Source organism: Streptomyces sp. BYX5S (genome assembly GCF_054724165.1).
Window position 1 is genome coordinate 7,056,458 of the sequence record NZ_CM138829.1, and the last position, 16,802, is coordinate 7,073,259.

14 protein-coding genes are annotated in these 16,802 nt (G+C 72.3%); 6 read left to right on the top strand and 8 right to left on the bottom strand.

What is annotated here, in order from left to right; all coding sequences use genetic code 11:
- Positions 1 to 45: 45 nt before the first annotated feature.
- On the top strand, positions 46 to 1,590 hold the full coding sequence (locus ACYBSK_RS31740; RefSeq protein WP_460244156.1) for an alpha/beta hydrolase: 1,545 nt from the start codon (positions 46 to 48) through the stop codon (positions 1,588 to 1,590).
- Positions 1,591 to 1,687: 97 nt separating this feature from the next.
- Entirely contained in the window at positions 1,688 to 3,325 is a 1,638-nt protein-coding gene (locus ACYBSK_RS31745) for an alpha/beta hydrolase (RefSeq protein ID WP_460244157.1), read from the top strand.
- Positions 3,326 to 3,413: 88 nt separating this feature from the next.
- Here the strand turns inward: ACYBSK_RS31745 and moeZ are convergent, their stop codons facing one another.
- The 7 genes from moeZ to ACYBSK_RS31780 all read right to left on the bottom strand — a co-directional run bounded on the left by moeZ (position 3,414) and on the right by ACYBSK_RS31780 (position 13,310).
- Positions 3,414 to 4,592: an adenylyltransferase/sulfurtransferase MoeZ gene (moeZ, locus tag ACYBSK_RS31750; protein WP_457480692.1), complete on the bottom strand. Its 1,179-nt coding sequence runs from the start codon at positions 4,590 to 4,592 to the stop codon at positions 3,414 to 3,416.
- Between the two features lie 63 nt (positions 4,593 to 4,655).
- The gene (locus ACYBSK_RS31755) at positions 4,656 to 5,405 is read right to left on the bottom strand and encodes a spherulation-specific family 4 protein (RefSeq protein WP_460244158.1); all 750 of its coding nucleotides are present in this window, start codon (positions 5,403 to 5,405) and stop codon (positions 4,656 to 4,658) included.
- Positions 5,393 to 6,361 (bottom strand): NAD-dependent epimerase/dehydratase family protein, encoded by a 969-nt coding sequence (locus ACYBSK_RS31760; protein WP_460244159.1) that lies wholly within the window; start codon positions 6,359 to 6,361, stop codon positions 5,393 to 5,395. Before ACYBSK_RS31760 ends, ACYBSK_RS31755 begins: the two co-directional genes overlap by 13 nt.
- Before the next feature lie 304 nt (positions 6,362 to 6,665).
- On the bottom strand, positions 6,666 to 8,345 hold the full coding sequence (locus ACYBSK_RS31765; RefSeq protein WP_460244160.1) for a hypothetical protein: 1,680 nt from the start codon (positions 8,343 to 8,345) through the stop codon (positions 6,666 to 6,668).
- Positions 8,342 to 10,522, bottom strand: a complete 2,181-nt coding sequence (locus ACYBSK_RS31770; RefSeq protein WP_460244161.1) for a DUF3492 domain-containing protein — start codon at positions 10,520 to 10,522, stop codon at positions 8,342 to 8,344. Before ACYBSK_RS31770 ends, ACYBSK_RS31765 begins: the two co-directional genes overlap by 4 nt.
- A 200-nt stretch (positions 10,523 to 10,722) precedes the next feature.
- A complete protein-coding gene (locus tag ACYBSK_RS31775) occupies positions 10,723 to 12,252 on the bottom strand; it encodes a DUF3152 domain-containing protein (protein WP_460244162.1) in 1,530 nt (509 codons plus the stop codon).
- Between the two features lie 8 nt (positions 12,253 to 12,260).
- The gene (locus ACYBSK_RS31780; RefSeq protein ID WP_460244163.1) at positions 12,261 to 13,310 is read right to left on the bottom strand and encodes an alpha/beta fold hydrolase; all 1,050 of its coding nucleotides are present in this window, start codon (positions 13,308 to 13,310) and stop codon (positions 12,261 to 12,263) included.
- A gap of 232 nt (positions 13,311 to 13,542) precedes the next feature.
- Here ACYBSK_RS31780 and ACYBSK_RS31785 point away from each other — a divergent pair, with 232 nt between their 5' ends.
- The 4 genes from ACYBSK_RS31785 (at position 13,543) to ACYBSK_RS31800 (ending at position 15,505) form a co-directional block, all read left to right on the top strand.
- Positions 13,543 to 13,761 (top strand): hypothetical protein, encoded by a 219-nt coding sequence (locus tag ACYBSK_RS31785; protein WP_460244164.1) that lies wholly within the window; start codon positions 13,543 to 13,545, stop codon positions 13,759 to 13,761.
- Positions 13,762 to 13,996: 235 nt separating this feature from the next.
- Positions 13,997 to 14,638, top strand: a complete 642-nt coding sequence (locus ACYBSK_RS31790; RefSeq protein WP_457480700.1) for a TetR/AcrR family transcriptional regulator — start codon at positions 13,997 to 13,999, stop codon at positions 14,636 to 14,638.
- Positions 14,639 to 14,796: 158 nt separating this feature from the next.
- Entirely contained in the window at positions 14,797 to 15,024 is a 228-nt protein-coding gene (locus ACYBSK_RS31795) for a DUF3107 domain-containing protein (protein ID WP_457480701.1), read from the top strand.
- Positions 15,025 to 15,229: 205 nt separating this feature from the next.
- A complete protein-coding gene (locus ACYBSK_RS31800) occupies positions 15,230 to 15,505 on the top strand; it encodes a hypothetical protein (RefSeq protein ID WP_457480702.1) in 276 nt (91 codons plus the stop codon).
- A gap of 43 nt (positions 15,506 to 15,548) precedes the next feature.
- On the opposite strand, the gene ACYBSK_RS31805 is transcribed toward ACYBSK_RS31800, so the two are convergent.
- The gene (locus ACYBSK_RS31805) at positions 15,549 to 16,304 is read right to left on the bottom strand and encodes a ferritin-like fold-containing protein (protein ID WP_457480703.1); all 756 of its coding nucleotides are present in this window, start codon (positions 16,302 to 16,304) and stop codon (positions 15,549 to 15,551) included.
- Positions 16,305 to 16,802: the final 498 nt, after the last annotated feature.

Below are 16,802 nucleotides of genomic sequence, written 5' to 3' on the forward strand. Positions count from 1 at the left end.
ACCGCAGCCCGAGCGCCCCGCACCGGCCCGCCGCAGGATGGACGCATGCCCATTCCGTCCCGGTCCCGCACCGCTGCCCTGTTCTCCGCCACCCTGCTGTCCGTGTCGCTCGCGGCGTGCGGCAGCGACTCGGACGACGATGTGGATCTGCCGTCCCAGCAGCTGAGCTGGAAGGACTGCCCCGCGCCTTCGGAGGCCCAGGGAGGCGGCGACTCGCCCTCCCCGCTCCCCGGCGGGACCGCGTGGCAGTGCGCCACCATGAAGGCGCCGCTCGACTGGGACAAGCCCGAGGGCGACACGATCGACCTGGCGTTGATCCGCGCCGAGTCCAGCGGAGCCGACGACAAGCGGATCGGCTCGCTGATCTTCAACTTCGGCGGCCCCGGCGGCTCCGGGGTCACCACCCTGCCCGCCTTCGGTTCCGACTACGCGAAGCTGCGCACCCGCTACGACCTCGTGAGCTTCGACCCGCGCGGAGTGGGCCGCAGCGCGGGCATCGAGTGCGAGAACCACGAGCAGCTCGACGCGTACTTCCAACAGGACTCGACGCCGGACGACACGGCAGAGCAGAAGAAGCTCGTCGACAACATCAAGACGTTCAACGCCGGGTGCGAGAAGAACTCCGGCAAGGTCCTCCCCCACGTACGCACCACCGACGCGGCCCGCGACATGGACCTCATGCGTCAGGTGCTCGGCGACGACAAGCTGTACTACTTCGGCGTCTCCTACGGCACCGAACTGGGCGGCGTCTACGCCCACTTGTTCCCCAAGAAGGTCGGCCGCGCGGTGTTCGACGGTGTCGTCGACCCCACGCAGGACCCCGAGGAGGGCTCGCTCGGCCAGGCGAAGGGTTTCCAGCTCGCCCTCGACAACTACGCGGAGCACTGCACGTCGCAGGAGGAGGACTGCCCCGTCGGGGACACGCCCCAGGACGTCAAGACGAAGATCGCCAAGCTGCTCGACGAGCTGGAGGAGAAGCCGATCCCGGGCATCTTCCCGCGCGACCTCACCCAGACCGCGGCGACCAACGGAATCGCGCAGTCCCTGTACTCGCAGGACTTCTGGGACTACCTGACCGAGGGGCTGCAACAGGCGTACGACGGCGACGGCAAGATCCTCATGGCGCTGTCCGACTCGATGAACGGGCGCAACGAGGACGGCGAGTACAGCAACATCCAGGCCGCCAACATCGCCATCAACTGCGCGGACGACAAGCCCCGTTACACGGTGAAGGACGTCGAGGCGAAGCTGCCGCGGTTCCGTGAGGCGTCCTCGATGTTCGGCGACTACCTCGCCTGGGGCATGCTCAACTGCTCCGGCTGGGCCGTGGACGGGGCCGCCGACCACCCGGACGTCAGCGCGCCCGGCGCCGCCCCGATCCTCGTGGTCGGCAACACCGGCGATCCGGCCACGCCGTACGAGGGCGCGCGGAAGATGGTCGACGCGCTCGGCGACGGTGTGGGCGTCGAGTTGACGTACGACGGTGAGGGCCACGGGGCGTACGACAGCGGAAACCGCTGTGTGCACAGCGCCGTGAACACCTATCTCCTCAGTGGCAAGACCCCGAACGAGGGAACCGTTTGCAAGTGATGCTGAGGGTTGTCCACAGCCCGAAGCGGTTGTCGGCAGGCGCTCCTACGATGACTTGACTGCCTTTCGAACGGCGGTGGTTGAGGGGGGAGATGCCATGGCGGCACAGGGTTCGCGGGCGCCCGCGGGTACCCGCACGCGCGGCGGAAACGGCGTTCGAGCGCTTCCGGTCAGAGCGCTCTCGCTGGCCGCGGCCGCCGTCCTGACGGCCGGGGCGGCCACGGGCTGTAGCGGCTCGGACGACCGCGACGGCAGAGCCGACGCGAAGCAGCCGTCGGCCTCCGCCTCCCGGACGGCCGGCGCGGCGCCGGGTGACGACGACGCCTCGGCTCTCCCCTCGTCCCTCACCGGCCAGCGCCTCGGCTGGGGCCGCTGCGACGCTCACGGGGACTCGCCCGCCCCCGGCTCCGACTGGCAGTGCGCCACCCTCAAGGCGCCGCTCGACTACGCGAAGCCCACCGGACGCACGGTCGACCTCGCCCTCATCCGCACCAGGACGCGGGGTGAGGCGGACGAGCAGATCGGCTCCCTGCTGTTCAACTTCGGCGGCCCTGGCGGCTCCGGGGTGGATCTGCTGCCGGCCTTCGCCCCGCAGTACGCGAAGCTGCGCGAGCGCTACGACCTGGTGAGCTTCGATCCGCGCGGGGTCTCGGCGAGTGAAGGGCTGCGCTGCCGGAGCGACAAGGAGACGCAGGAGGCCGAGTCCATCGATCTCACGCCGGACAGTGCGGCGGAGGAAGAGGCGTACCTGAAGGACGCCACCGCGTTCGGCAAGGGCTGCCGCAAGCAGGCCGGCGAGCTGCTCGGGCACGTGTCGACCACGGAGGCGGCGCGCGACATGGACCTGATGCGTCAGGTGCTCGGCGACGACGAGCTGCACTACATGGGCGTCTCCTACGGCACCGAACTGGGCGGCGTCTACGCCCACTTGTTCCCCGACAAGGTCGGACGGCTCGCCCTGGACGCGGTGGTCGACCCGACGGCCGGCCGGATCGGTCAGGCGGAGAACCAGGCGCGCGGATTCCAGCGGGCCCTGGACAACTACTTCACGTCACGCGACAAGGACCCAAAGAAGGGCTCGCGCGAGGTCGCCGCGCTGCTCGAACGGCTCGACGAGAAGCCTCTGCCCACCGCGGGCGGCCGGGAGTTGAACGCGTCGCTCGCGACCACCGGCATCGCGGTCACCCTCTACAGCGAGAGCAGCTGGCCCGCCCTGACGCGGGGTCTGCGGGCCGCGGAGCGGGGCGACGGCACCGCGCTGCTCGCGCTCGCCGACTCGTACAACGACCGTGATCCGAGCGGGAATTACGGAACGGCGAGCCATTCGCAGAGGGCGATCTCCTGCCTCGACGACAAGGTGCGTCCCACGGTGGACGAGACCAAGGCGCGGCTGGCGAAGTTCCGCGAGATCTCCCCCGTGTTCGGGTCGTACATGGGCTGGGACACGGCGGGTTGGTGTCACGACTGGCCGGTACCGGGTCAGTGGGACGACCCGGACGTGAAGGCGCCCGGCGCGGCGCCGGTGCTCGTCGTGGGCAACACCGGGGATCCGGCGACGCCCTACGAGGGGGCCCGGCGGATGGCCGATGAACTGGGCGAGGGCGTCGGTGTCGAGCTGACGTGGAAGGGCGAGGGGCACGGGGCGTACGGCTCCGGAAGCGCCTGCGTGGACTCGGCGGTCGACGCGTATCTCCTGGAGGGTCGAATACCGCGCGACGGCAAGGTGTGCTCCTGACCGCGGGCGTCCGTCCCCCGACGACGGACGGGCCCCGCGCACCGTGCGCGAGGCCCGTCCGATCAGCTCACAGCGACCGAGCAGAGGCTCAGTAGACCGGCTTGTCCGGCTCGATCTGGTTGACCCAGCCGATCACGCCGCCGCCGACGTGGACGGCGTCGGAGAAGCCCGCGGACTTCAGGACGGCGAGGACTTCCGCACTGCGGACACCCGTCTTGCAATGCAAGACGATCTTCTTGTCCTGCGGCATGTTCTCCAGGGCCGTGCCCATGAGGAACTCGCCCTTCGGGATCAGCTTGGCGCCCGGGATGGAGACGATCTCGTACTCGTTCGGCTCGCGGACGTCGATGATCTCGATCTTCTCGTCGCCGTCGATCCACTCCTTGAGCTGCTTGGGAGTGATCGTCGCGCCGGCGGCCGCCTCCTGCGCCTCGTCGGACACGACGCCGCAGAAGGCCTCGTAGTCGATGAGCTCGGTGACGGTCGCGTTCGGGCCGCAGACCGCGCAGTCGGGGTCCTTGCGGACCTTGACCTGGCGGTACTGCATCTCCAGGGCGTCGTAGATCATCAGGCGGCCGACCAGCGGGTCGCCCACACCGGCCAGGACCTTGATCGCCTCGGTGACCTGGATGGAGCCGATGGACGCGCACAGCACGCCCAGGACGCCGCCCTCGGCGCAGGAGGGAACCATGCCGGGGGGCGGGGGCTCCGGGTAGAGGCAGCGGTAGCACGGCCCGTGCTCGGACCAGAAGACCGAGGCCTGGCCGTCGAAGCGGTAGATGGAACCCCAGACGTAGGGCTTGTTCAGCAGCACGCACGCGTCGTTGACGAGGTAGCGCGTCGCGAAGTTGTCCGTGCCGTCGACGATCAGGTCGTACTGGCTGAACATGTCCATCACGTTGTCGGCCTCGAGCCGCTCCTCGTGAAGGATGACGTTCACGTACGGGTTGATGCCGAGGACCGAGTCCTTCGCGGACTCCGCCTTGGACCGGCCGATGTCGGCCTGGCTGTGGATGATCTGGCGCTGCAGGTTCGACTCGTCGACCTCGTCGAACTCCACGATGCCGAGCGTGCCCACGCCGGCGGCGGCCAGGTACATGAGGGCCGGCGAGCCAAGGCCACCGGCGCCCACACAGAGCACCTTGGCGTTCTTCAGCCGCTTCTGCCCGTCCATCCCGACATCCGGGATGATCAGGTGGCGGGAGTACCTGCGGACCTCGTCTACGGTGAGCTCAGCAGCTGGCTCGACCAGGGGTGGCAGCGACACGGGGACTCCGTTGGTCGGTATCTACGTACGGTTGTTCCGTCTGTAACACTGCCACGCCCTCCTTCATTCCGAGACACCAGGTCCGATACGCGAGACGATTTCGTCCCAGTAGCCGGGCATCGCCTCCCAGGGGTAGGCAGCGCCGTCCCGGTCCGTGTGATCGGTGAAGTAGATCGTGCTCGCGCCCTGCCAGCGCGCGATGCGCAGCGCCTCCTCGAGATGGCCGAGGGGCATCCCGTGGACGAAGTGGCAGAACCGCTCGGGCGGATAGTCGGCGGTCCACTCGGCGACCTGGGACCAGCGGTAGTCGCTCCAGGGGCCGGAGAAGGTCACCAACTGGTCGGCGTTCTCGGCGTATCCGGGGTACGGGTGGGTGCCGTGGTTGAAGACGATGTGCGCGTCGTCGATCAGGGCGCGCAGCGTCGTGACGGTGCGCCGGACGTCGGGGAGCGCGGCCCGCTCGGTGGGGCAGCGGTCGAAGGAGAAGCCGTCGACCTGGTACCAGTCGAGAAAGCGGTGGGCGTCGGAGACCAGCTCACCGAAGGTGCGGGCGCCGTGGATCAGGTCCAAGTGACCAAGGACACGCACCCCGGCCCGCCGCAGCCGCGCCACGGCGTCGAGACAGTACTGGTCGGGCCGGGAGCCCGGACCATTGGCGACATTCAGTACAACCCAGTGCAAAGGTGTTGCGGGGCGGGTGAGTTCGGCCCACTCCGCGGGTGCGACGAGGGGGTGCGCGAACCCGGGGATGCCGAAGCCGAGACGTACGTCGGTGCTCGACAGGCCGGTCGCGGTCGGGGTCAGATACGGCATGCCGCCTCCATCCAGATGTCGGCGAGGGACTCTTCGAGGTTGATGCGCGGGCGCCACCCCAGCCGGTCGCGCGCCGTCCGTACGTCGGCCTGCTGCCAACTGCCGCAGCCGTCGGGGTACGGATACGCGGTCGGGGCCGGGTGCAGCCCGTGGTCTGATTCGGCGCGGGGGTGGGCGACGGATGTCCGCATCCCGACGGCAGGACCGTCGAGTTCGTGGAGGGCGCCGCCGAAGCCGGCGACGCGGGCGAGCACGGCGGCGGCGTCGCGCAGTCGTACGGCGCGGCCCGAGCCGATGTTGATCACGCCCTGCGCGGCGGAGAGCGAGGCGGCGTGCACGGCGCGTGCCACGTCGCGTACGTCGATGAAGTCGCGCTGCGCGCCGAGACCGCCCAGTTTCAGTTCGCCGTCGCCGGCCTGCATCGCGCGGCGCATCGCCTCGGCGAGCCGGCCGAGCGGGGATCCGGCCGGGGTGCCGGGCCCCGCGGGCGAGAAGACGCGCAGGACGACGGCGTCGAGGCCGGAGCCGAGGACGAGTTCGGTGGCGGCGAGCTTGCTGACGCCGTACGGGCCGCCGGGCCGGGGCACCGCGTCCTCGGCGGTGGACGAGCCGGGCTGCGAGGGACCGTACTCGGCGCCGCAGCCGATCTGCACGAGGCGGGCGCCGCAGCCGCTGCGCCGCAGGGCCTCGCAGACGGTGGCGACGGCGACGGTGTTGTGCCGGGTGAGTTCGCGGGCGCCGCCGCGGGTGGCACCGGCGCAGTTGATGACCACTCCGGGGTGGACGGCGTCCAGGAAGCGGGTGAGCGCGCCGGGGCTGCCGGTGGCGAGGTCGAAGCGGACGTCGGCGTCGTCGCCCCGGCCGAGCACGGTGAGCTGCACGGCGGGGTCGGCCAGGAGACGGTCGGCGACGAAGCGGCCGAGGTACCCGTTGGCTCCGATCAGCAGAACCCTCATCGTGGGCCTCCCGGGGTTCGCGCTCCGGTCGCTCGGAGCGCCCCGAGGGCGCCACGCTCTCCGCGCGCTGCGCGCGGGGCGCACCGATCGTGGATGCCGCGCTGCCCGTGAGGTCCGGAGTATCCGGCGTATCCGGCGCCTCCGGGAGGAGGGGTGGTCATCTGGCGTTCTCCTTATGAGCGTTGCCGTGGGTCTTCGGATGGGCCCGCGGTGTCGGCCCCGCGGGAGAGGGGTGGTGCTGGTCATGTGCCGAGTGCGGGCCGCGGTGGCGCGGTGTGCTCGGCCGGGACGTCGGGGGTGGCGGTCATGGGGCGCCGCCGAACGGGACGTCGGTGTGCGCGTGGGCGGAGGCCCGGGTCAGGGTCCGGGTGGCGTGCACGAGGAGCACGAGGGCGGCGACGGCACAGGCCGTCGCGGGCACGATGCCGGTGCCCGCGGCTTCGACGGCGGTCTCGACGGGCAGGCCCAGCACGTCGCAGCCCGGGAGGCGCGCGGCGAAGACCGTGGCGACGGCCAGGGCCTCGACGGCGACGGCCGAACCGAGCGCGACGGCGGGGGCGTGCGTACGGCGGTGCACGGTGAGGAGGCGGGCGAGGAGAAGCAGGACGCCGAGGGCGCCCACCCCGGCGTAGTCCACCGTCTCGTCGAGCACGGCCCCGGACAGCACGAGGAGCGCGACGAGGACGAGGGTGAACAGGGCCACGGAGCCGAGGAGCAGCGGGCGTACGGAGTCGGCGAATTCGGCGAGCCCGCGACTCGCGGCGAGCCGTCGCCGGGCCACGCCGGAGAACAGCCGGGCACACCAGGTGGCGGGCGCCACGGCGACGGTGAGCGCGACGAGCGGCGCGGTCGCGGGAGCCCAGGGTTCGTCGGGCCCGCCGGCGAGCGCGGCGGCGAGGAGGCCGTCGCCGAGGAGCGCGTACGCGAGCAGCCAGCAGGCCCACAGCCGGGCCACGGGGGACGTGGGGCCGTCGGCCGTGCGCAGGGGGCCTTGGCGCAGCGTCGCGCGCAGGGCGACGAGGGTGACGAGCGCGCCGGCGAGGCCGACGGTCAGGCGCACGGTTCCCGTCGTGGCGTGCAGGCCGAACAGGGTGAGCGCGCAGGCGGCGCCGGGCAGCAGCGCGAGCACGGCCCACAGCCCCCGCACGCCGGTGGGCGGCGCGAGGGTCCGGGCGACGGGCGCCACCGGGTCGCCGTCCCTCGGCACGCGCGCGTACATCTCCTCGGCGAGCGAGAACACGTCCTTGTGGCGGAAGCGGGCGGCGGTCCTGTCGGTCACGCCGTGGGCCTCCAGCCCGGCGGCGATCTCCAGCGGGTCGACGGCCCGCTCGCACAGCTCGCGGTGCCGGTGCATCAGGCCCTTGACCGGGTCGGCACCCGAACGGCGCGGGGCGGGACGGGCGTCGGCTTCACGAGTGCCGGAGCCGGAGCTGAGCCCGGAGCCGGAGCTGAGGGCGGAACCGGAGCCGAAGGCGGAGCTGCGGCCAGAGCCGGAACCGGAACCGTGCGGACCGGTGCCGTGCGCTTCGACGATCCGCGCGACATCGGCACGGCGAGCCGCTTCCGTACGGGAGGCGTCGTCACGCAGGTCGGCCTCGCGCGCGCCCGTCCCGCGCCCGGCGGCACGGGGTCCGCTCGCGGTGGCGGTCGACCGCCACGCCGCGGGTTCACGGACCAACTCCCCTTCGGAGTCCTCGGTGGCGTCGGTTTCGCCTCGCCCTTCGGACGGGATCACGTCACCGTCGGCCACGCCCGAGCCACCGCCGAGCGTGTCGAACGCCGACGACGACCCCAGCGCCTCCGCCGACCCGGCACCCCACGCCCCGGCGCTCACCGGTACTCGGGGCGCATCGGCGTCGCCCCCGGTACCGCTGACGCCGAAGGCGACAGGCCCACCGCCGTCGAAATCGGCCGCCCCACCGGCACCGGCACCGGCGCGCGCGTTCCCACGCTCACCCGTGCGCTCTCCGGTCCGCCCGGTCATCCGTCCGCCTCCCCGCAGCCCTGCGTCATCCCGGCCAACTGCTCGCGTGCGCCACCGGCATCGGCGCCCCAGCTCGTTCCGGCCGCCCCGCTCGAACGGCCCGCGAGCCATGCGCCGCCCCGGTCGCCCGTGGCCGACGTGGTCCAGCGGCCCGGTACATGGGCCTCCGGTGGGAACGCGAACGGCAGGGGGTCGCCCGCGTCGTCCACGAGGTCCCGGCGTACCGGGCAGCGCGAGACGATCTCCAGGTAAATGCCGTGAAATGCCGTGATGTTCTGTTCGACGGTGAAGAGCTCGAGGGCGCGCGCACGCGCTGCCGCGCCGAGCCGTTCACGGCGCGCGGGGTCGCGCAGCAGGGCCACGCACGCCTCCGCGAGCGCCCGCGGGTTGCGCGGCGGCACCACGAGCCCCGTGCCGCCGATCACCTCGACGACGGCGCCCGCGTCCGTGGACACGGTGGCGCGTCCGCAGAACATGGCCTCGACCAGGCTGACCGGGAAACCTTCGACGACGCTGGACAGGACGACGACGCCGCAGGAGCCGTAGACATCGGCGAGGTCGGGGGCGTCGGGTGTGCCCAACTCCTCGAAGGAGACGGGGTTCTCACCCACGGCGTGGATGCCCTCGGCCTCGTCCGGGAAGAGCTGGGCGGCCAGGGCCTTGCAGTGCCCCAGATACAGCGCGGCCTCGCGGCCCGCCGCGGGGTCCTGCGCGTCCGTACCGTCGCCACCCGGCGTCCTCGCGGACCCGAACCCGTCGGCCGACCACCCACCACCGTCCACGAGCCCGGCGCCCGCACCGGCGCCCCCGACCGAGCCCGCCGCACCGCCCGCCTCCGGCACCCCGACGATCCGCAGTCGGGCCTTCGGCTCCTCCTTGCGGATCTCGGAGAAGGCGTGCAGCAGGGAGATCAGGTCCTTGGAGGGGTCGATACGCCCGACCCAGACCAGGGTGTCCGGATCCCCCGGGCCCTCCCGCTCGCCCACCTCGGCGAACGGGCCGGCCTCCATGCCGGGGTGCACGGTGCGCAGCTTGGCGCGGTCGGCGCCGCACCGCTCCTGCCAGCGCCGCGCGTGCGCGTTGCCGGGGGTGATGACGGCGGCCTGCCGGTAGACCTCGGCGGCGAGCCGTCCGTGGAAGGCGGCGAGGAGCGCGCGTACCGGCGCGCTCAACTCGGCGTCGCCCGCCGCGAGATACCGGGCCCGGAGCTGTACCCCGTACTCGGTGACGAGCAGGGGCACACCGAAGAAGTGCTTGGCGATCAGACCCGGCAGCGCGGCCGCGCCACCGGACGTCGCATGACAGAGGTCGACGGACGCGAGCCCACCCCCGCCGGGCAACCGCGCCGAGGAGGCCGTGGCCGACACCGCCGAGGAACCCGAAGCCCCCACAACCGAACCCGCAGCCGAACCCGCGAACGAGCCCGAACCCGTCCCCGAGCCCGACCCCGTTCCCGCACCCGAACCGGCCCCGACACCCCCACCTGCGCCCGTGCCCGCACCCGCACCCGCACCCGCACCCACAGTCGCCGACCCCACCGACCCCGGCCCTACCCCCTCCGACACGCCCCCCGAGGGATCGAACCCGGCCCCCTCCTCGTACCAGTCCAGCGAAAGGGGCCGCAGCTCGCGCTCCACGTGCGCGGCGAAGGCGAGCAGGTCGGGCACGCGCGCCGCGCGCACGGCGCGGAGTGCGCCGGGCGCGCGGCAGGCGCGCTCCAGGATGCGCACGGCGGCCTCGGAGCGCAGGGAGACACCCAGTCCGCCCTCGTCACGGGCGAGTTCCGCCAGCCCGTACAGAGCGTTGGCGAAACGGTCCGCCTCCGTGGGAGCGGAGGCCTCGCCCTCGCCCGGAGCGGCCGCCGCGGCGCTCGACACCACCGCCTCGACCAGCTCCCGGTAGAGCGCGGCGAACCGGCGCCGGGCGCGCCGCCCGAACACGCCGTCGCGCGCGCCGCTCTCGCCGCCGATCGTCGTCGTCCACATCGGCGCGGTCCGTACGCGCTGGACCTGCGGGGGCAGTTCGAGCCAGCCCGCGTCCTCCTGCTCCTGACTGGTGGCGAGCGCGTAGATGTCGAACTCGTGCTGCTCGAGTCCGCGCACAAGCCGGTCGCACCAGAGTCTGGCCTCACCGTTCACATACGGATAACCACCCTCGGTCAGCAGTCCGATGCGCACGCGTACACCCCCGATCTCCCGTACAGGGAGCCGCCGTTGGGTTGGCGGCTCGCAGCGGGACGAACGTATGCGGACATGCCGGTGGCGTGATGGACGGTTGTCCATCACGCCACCAAAAGGGGTGAACGGGAGTAACTTTCCCGTGCGCGCGACGTTTGGTCGCACTAAGAGATCACTTGGCTACATACAGCTACCGAGCGTCAACCCTTGGGAAACGCCCAGGGGTTCGGCTTGCACGTGATCCCGCCGGACGTCAGGAACTTGGTCTGCTGCTGCATGACCGGCGCGAGCGCCCCGTCCTGGGAGCAGTTCACGTGGTTGAAGCCGAGCCGGTGCCCGACCTCGTGGTTGATGAGCATCTGCCGGTACGGGTATATGGCGTTGTCGCCGAGCACCTTGTCGTAGGTCTCCGAACCCTGCGCCCACCGGTACGCGTTGATCATCACGCGGTCGGTGGCGGCCGAGTCGCACGACACGTTGTCCTGCGTCGTGTCGAGGCCCGACTTCGCGCACCAGTCGGCCGTCGTCCCCGGGCTCGCGAGCGTGATCACGAAGTCCGTCGTCCCGGAGGAGACGCGCTCGAAGGTGCGGGCGCTGTCGTGGGCCCAACTCCGCTTGTCGTTCAGGGTCTTCTGCACCGCCTGCGCGAACAGCGACCCGTCGAGGTCGAGCCCCTTCTCCACGTCGACGCGGTAGCGGAACTTCTGCCCGCCGCCCGGCGCCTTGTCGGTGCCGGAGATCGTCGTGAACGCCCCCGAGGCCTTCAGATCCGTCGCGAGCGGGTACTTCTTGGCCATCTTCTGCCCGTACGTCGCCGGGGCGGCCTGCGCCGTCTCCTTCGGCACGGCGCGCTCGTCCGTGCGCGAGGCGGAACCGGCGTGCGGGCGGCTCCCCTTGGCGGCCTGCGTCTGCGCGTCCCGCGCGGAGTCGCCCTTGTCGGTGACCTGGCCCGCGACGACGACGGCGAGCACGGCGGTGACGGCCGCGGCGGCGATGCCGGTGAAGGTCATGCCCTTGCCGCGCTTCTCCCGCCCGCCGTCGGGCGCCCCGTCCGCGTCGTCGCCCGTGTCGTCAACCGCACTGCCCGTCGGCGGCGCGGGCGGCTCGGCGTCCCACTCCGTCACGCGCGCGTACGGGTCCGCATCCGCGTGGTCCGCACGCGCGTCGCGGGCGCCCGCGTACCGACCGGCGTCCGAAGGCGATCCCGCGCCGCCGCTCGCTCCGGCGCGCGCGGGGGCGTCGAACGCGTCGATGTACTCCTGCCGCGGCAACCCCTGCTCCCGCGACTCCTGCCGGGGCCGCGCATCCTGCTCGGACCCCGCGCCCTGCCGCGCCGAGGCGTCAGGCGGGGCGGACGCAGCGGACGCGTCGGGCCCCTTCGGGCCGCGCCGCTCCTCGGGGCCGCGCGCCGACGCGACGGGCCCGACGACCCGCGGCACGGGCCCCGTGCCCCAGCCGCCGCCGGACTCCCGGGCCTCCGGGTGTCCGCCCCGCACCTGCCCGGCCCCCGGGCGCGCGGACGCATACCCGGAAGCGGTCGCGTGCCCCGAAGCGGGCGCGCGGCCGGACGCCGGCGGCGGGGGCGGCGGAGTCGCCGCGCCCTCGGGCATCCGGCGTCTGCGCCCGGTGCCCGAACGCGCCTGCGCCTGGCCGCGCGCCTCGGGCGCCGCTGATATGTCGACGGCCTCCTCGGCGCCGTCTGCCGGTCCTCGGCGGCTATGCCGTCCCACTGGCCGCCTCAGCTCCCCAATGTCGTGTGGTCGTCGGTCCCGGCCGCGTCACGCGCGGCGGCACCGGAACGGGTGGTGCTCCCGCGCCTCTTGTTCAACGCTTCGGCGTCGGCGAGGAGTTCCTTGAACGCCGTCGCGACCGTCAGCGGGTACTCCATCATCGCGACGTGCCCCGCGTCCGGCAGCGTGAGCAGCCGGGAGTCGCGGAAGGCGCGCGCCGCGCGGGCCGCCATCCGGTACGAGACCAGCAGGTCGCGCCCACCGTAGATGAGCTGGGTCGGCGCGAGCACGCGCTCGGCCTGGCGCCACAGTCCGTGCTGCCCGCCGAGCGTGTACGCGTTCACGACCCCGCGCGCGGAGCGGGCCATCGCGTCCCAGAAGTAGGGCAGTTCGAGCCGCCGTTCCATCTCGTCGACGGCGGCCCGGAAGCCCTCGGGCGTCACCCGGTTCGGATCTCCGTAGCAGAGGGCCATGACGCCCCGTACGCGCTGCTCCGGGGTCCACTCCTTCGTCAGGCGCGTGAAGAGCGGGGCGACGCCGGGGACCGCGAGGAGGCCGGTCGGCAGGGCCGTGCGCTGCACCCTGATCTCCGGCAGCGCGGGCGACACCAGCGTCAGCGTGCGGACGAGGTCGGGTCGTACGGCTGCCACGCGCGTGGCGATCGCGCCGCCCAGCGAGTTGCCGAAGAGGTGGACGGGGCCGCGGCCCTGGGCGTCGAGATAGCGGATGACCGCGCGCGCGTGCCCGGTGACCGAGTAGTCGCCGTCGTCCGGGGGCGGCGAGTCACCGAACCCCGGCAGGTCCACGGCCTCCCCGTCGACGGTCTCCTCCAGCAGCGGCATCAGCGCCGACCAGTTCTGCGAGGAGCCCCCGAGCCCGTGCACGTACAGCGCGGGCGGCAGGCCCTCGCGTGCTCCGGGGCGGGAGCGGACGGAGAGCGTCAGTCCAGGCAGCGCCACGGATCGCAGGCGCTCCCCCTCCTCGACCTTGACGGCGCCCGGCTTGGGCGTCGCGGCGGCGATGACTGGGGGCACGCGCGGCGACTCGGTCGAAGACATGCGACATATGTTACGAGACGATCACACTGTGGATCGCGTGTTCGCCGTCACAGATCCGGCGCGTGCGCGCGGGGCTCCGAGGACGGCCGTACGGCCACCGATTCCACCAGGACGGCCGCCGTCGCCGCCCGGGAGATCCCCGAAACGTCGCATCGCGTCCGGATCAGGTGTCTCCTACGCTCGATATCAGGGCACCCGTCCACGCACGGACAGGCGACGAAGGGAGCCACCGATGACGGTCGACCCGACCGATCCCGAGATCTTCACGGAGCACCGGCCCGCCGAGGCGGGCGTGGAGACCCCCGAGGCGGACAGCGCGGAGCAGCTGACGGAACTCGCGCCGGAGCAGGACGACGAGCCCGGCACGGGGGCCGACCCGGACGCCGCGAACGAGGCGGACCGGGCGGAGCAGGCCCGCGTGGTGGCGCTCGACGAGGACGACTATCGGTGAGCGCCGCACCGCGGGCGCCCGTCCGGGCAGGGAGAGCCGTCCCGGCGGGAGGAGTCGTCCGGGCGGGGAAATCCGCCCCATTTGTGCCCACGGCCGCGACCACAGGCTCGCTACATGCGGTTTTCACAGCTGTCCGGTCCGTGAAATTCTGCGCTCGCACCGCGCACATCTTGGTTACCCAAAAGTACGATGACGTCGCGGCGCACACCGCACACGGACGATTTTGGGAGGCGGCGTGACAGCCATCGAGCAGACGGAGGCAGCGCGCCCCAAGGGCACACGCCTGCCGCGCCGTGCCCGACGCAATCAACTTCTGGGCGCGGCCCAGGAGGTTTTCGTCGCGCAGGGGTACCACGCGGCCGCGATGGACGACATCGCCGAGCGGGCCGGTGTCAGCAAGCCGGTGCTCTACCAGCACTTCCCCGGAAAGCTGGAGCTCTACCTGGCGCTGCTCGACCAGCACTGCGAGTCCCTGTTGCAGTCGGTGCGCACGGCGCTCGCCTCCACCACGGACAACAAGCAGCGCGTGGCGGCGACCATGGACGCCTACTTCGCGTATGTGGAGGACGAGGGCGGCGCGTTCCGGCTCGTCTTCGAGTCGGACCTGACGAACGAGCCGGCGGTGCGCGAGCGCGTCGACCGGGTCAGCCTGCAGTGCGCCGAGGCCATCTCGGACGTGATCGCGGAGGACACCGGACTGTCCAAGGACGAGTCGATGCTCCTGGCGACGGGGCTCGGCGGCGTCTCGCAGGTCGTCGCGCGCTACTGGCTGTCCAGTTCGAGCCCGGTCGCGCGCGACACGGCGGTGCAGCTGCTGACCTCGCTCGCGTGGCGCGGCATCGCGGGCTTCCCGCTGCACGGCGCGGAGCACCACTGAGAGCTGCGCTCCGAGCCCACGGCTCGCTTTGTTCCCGTCCGGCTGTTCGCTCTTGGCGTGCTTCGAGGGCGCCGGGAGCCTCGGCCGGGCGGGCTAATCTTTGCTGGGTACGGCGCGGTCTTTCCGCGCACATCACGGATCGTCGGAGGGACAAGGCCGTGGAGGTCAAGATCGGCGTGCTGCACACGCCTCGCGAGATCGTTCTGGAGAGCGACCAGTCCGCCGAGGAGGTGGAGAGCGCGGTGTCCGCGGCGCTGTCCGGCAAGTCCCAGCTGCTCTCGCTGAAGGACGAGAAGGGCCGCAAGGTCCTGGTTCCCGCCGAGCGCATCGCGTACATCGAGCTCGGTGAACCGGCCGCGCGCAAGGTGGGCTTCGGCCCGCTGTAGAGCCCGCCGACACGCGAGCGGCAGCACGCGAGCAGGAACACGAAGGGCCTGATGGCGACCGCGCCATCAGGCCCTTCGCGCGTTCGCCGCGTGTTCACAGAGAGCGCACAGGGGATCCCCATGCGGAGGGTTGCATGCCGGGGGCCAGGGGTAGACCGGCTACGACCGATTTGCACCCAACAGCCGCGCGGGAGGTAACCGCACCGTGCTTCTCGAAGCTCTCGGCTCCGCACTGCTCGGCCTGGCACTCGCCCTCGCGGCGGGCCATCGCCTGCCGCACAGGCTGCCGTCACGCACACTCGTGCTGCCGACCGGCATCATGGGCGCCCTGTTCGGGGCGTTCGTCACACACACCGCACTCGGGCCGGGACACGCGATCGCCACGCTCGTCGGCGCCGTCGCGATGTCGGTGGCCCTGCTCTCGCTGCTGCTGCGCCCCACCCGGGGCAGAGCGCGGCAGCAGCTGACCCCGTACGCCTGAGGCGACGCCGGGGCCGGGCCCCGGGAGATCCCCCGGGGCGGGCTCAGGCAGCGAGTCCGAGCGCCGCCATCCGCTTGGTGTGCGCCTCGGTGATCCGCGAGAACATCTTGCCGACCTCGGCCAGGTCGAAGCCGTCGGCCACGCCCCCGACCAGCATCGTCGACAGGGCGTCCCGGTCGGCGACCACCCGCTGCGACTGCGACAGGGCCTCGCCCATCAGGCGTCGCGCCCACAGCGCCAGCCGGCCGCCCACGCGCGGGTCGGCCTCGATCGCGGCGCGCACCTTCTCCACGGCGAACGAGGCGTGGCCGGTGTCATCGAGCACGGCGAGGACCAGCGAGCGCGTGTCCGAGTCGAGGCGGGCCGCGACCTCGCGGTAGAAGTCGGACGCGATCGAGTCGCCGACGTAGGCCTTGACCAGGCCCTCCAGCCAGTCCGACGGAGCGGTCTGCCGGTGGAAGCCGTCGAGGGCGCCGACGAACGGGTCCATCGCCTCGGTCGGCTCGACACCGATCTTCGACAGCCGGTCGCGCAGCTGCTCGAAGTGGTGGAACTCGGCGGAGGCCATCTTCGCCAGCTCCGCCTTGTCGGCCAGCGTCGGCGCCAGCTTCGCGTCCTCCGCGAGCCGCTCGAACGCCGCGAGCTCCCCGTACGCGAGCGCGCCCAGCAGGTCGACGACGGCGGCGCGATAGTTCTCGTCCGCGGCGGCGGTGGCCCAGTCCTGGGCCGCGATGCCGGTGAGGCCCTGGTTCTCCTGGGGTGCTGCGGTGGACGGCGTGGCGTTGTCAGGCGTCTCCATGAAGCGCACAATAGCCCGCTCTCCCTGCCGCGTAAGTCCCTGGTCAAGGAGTGTGACGACGGCTACGTACGCCATTCGGCCATCGCGTATGCGCGATTCCGGGGTATGGTGGTAATGAGCCCGCCGAGTGCAAGGCCGTCTGTGCGACTTCGCACGGCGCTTGCGCGCACTTTCGGACGGGCCGCATGAATGAGGATGCCCGGTCGGTGGCCCGATCGGCTCCGACCCGACAGCCCTCCGGGTCGTACGTCACAAGGCGTACGGATCTGAGGAGGGGCCCTCAGCGGCACGAGCGCTCGAGCGTCGGCAGTGGTCCCGCGCCATCCGGTCCACCCGATCCCGCAGACCGCGGCTCGAGTCCGGTGTACCCAGCCGGCACGGTCAAGACCCCCGCGTTCGCCTCGCGCCGCACCTCACAGAAGAGGCAACACCCTGACTACGCAGACTTCGACATTCCGTCAGCTCGGCATTCTTTCCGAGACGGCAGAGGCCCTTGAG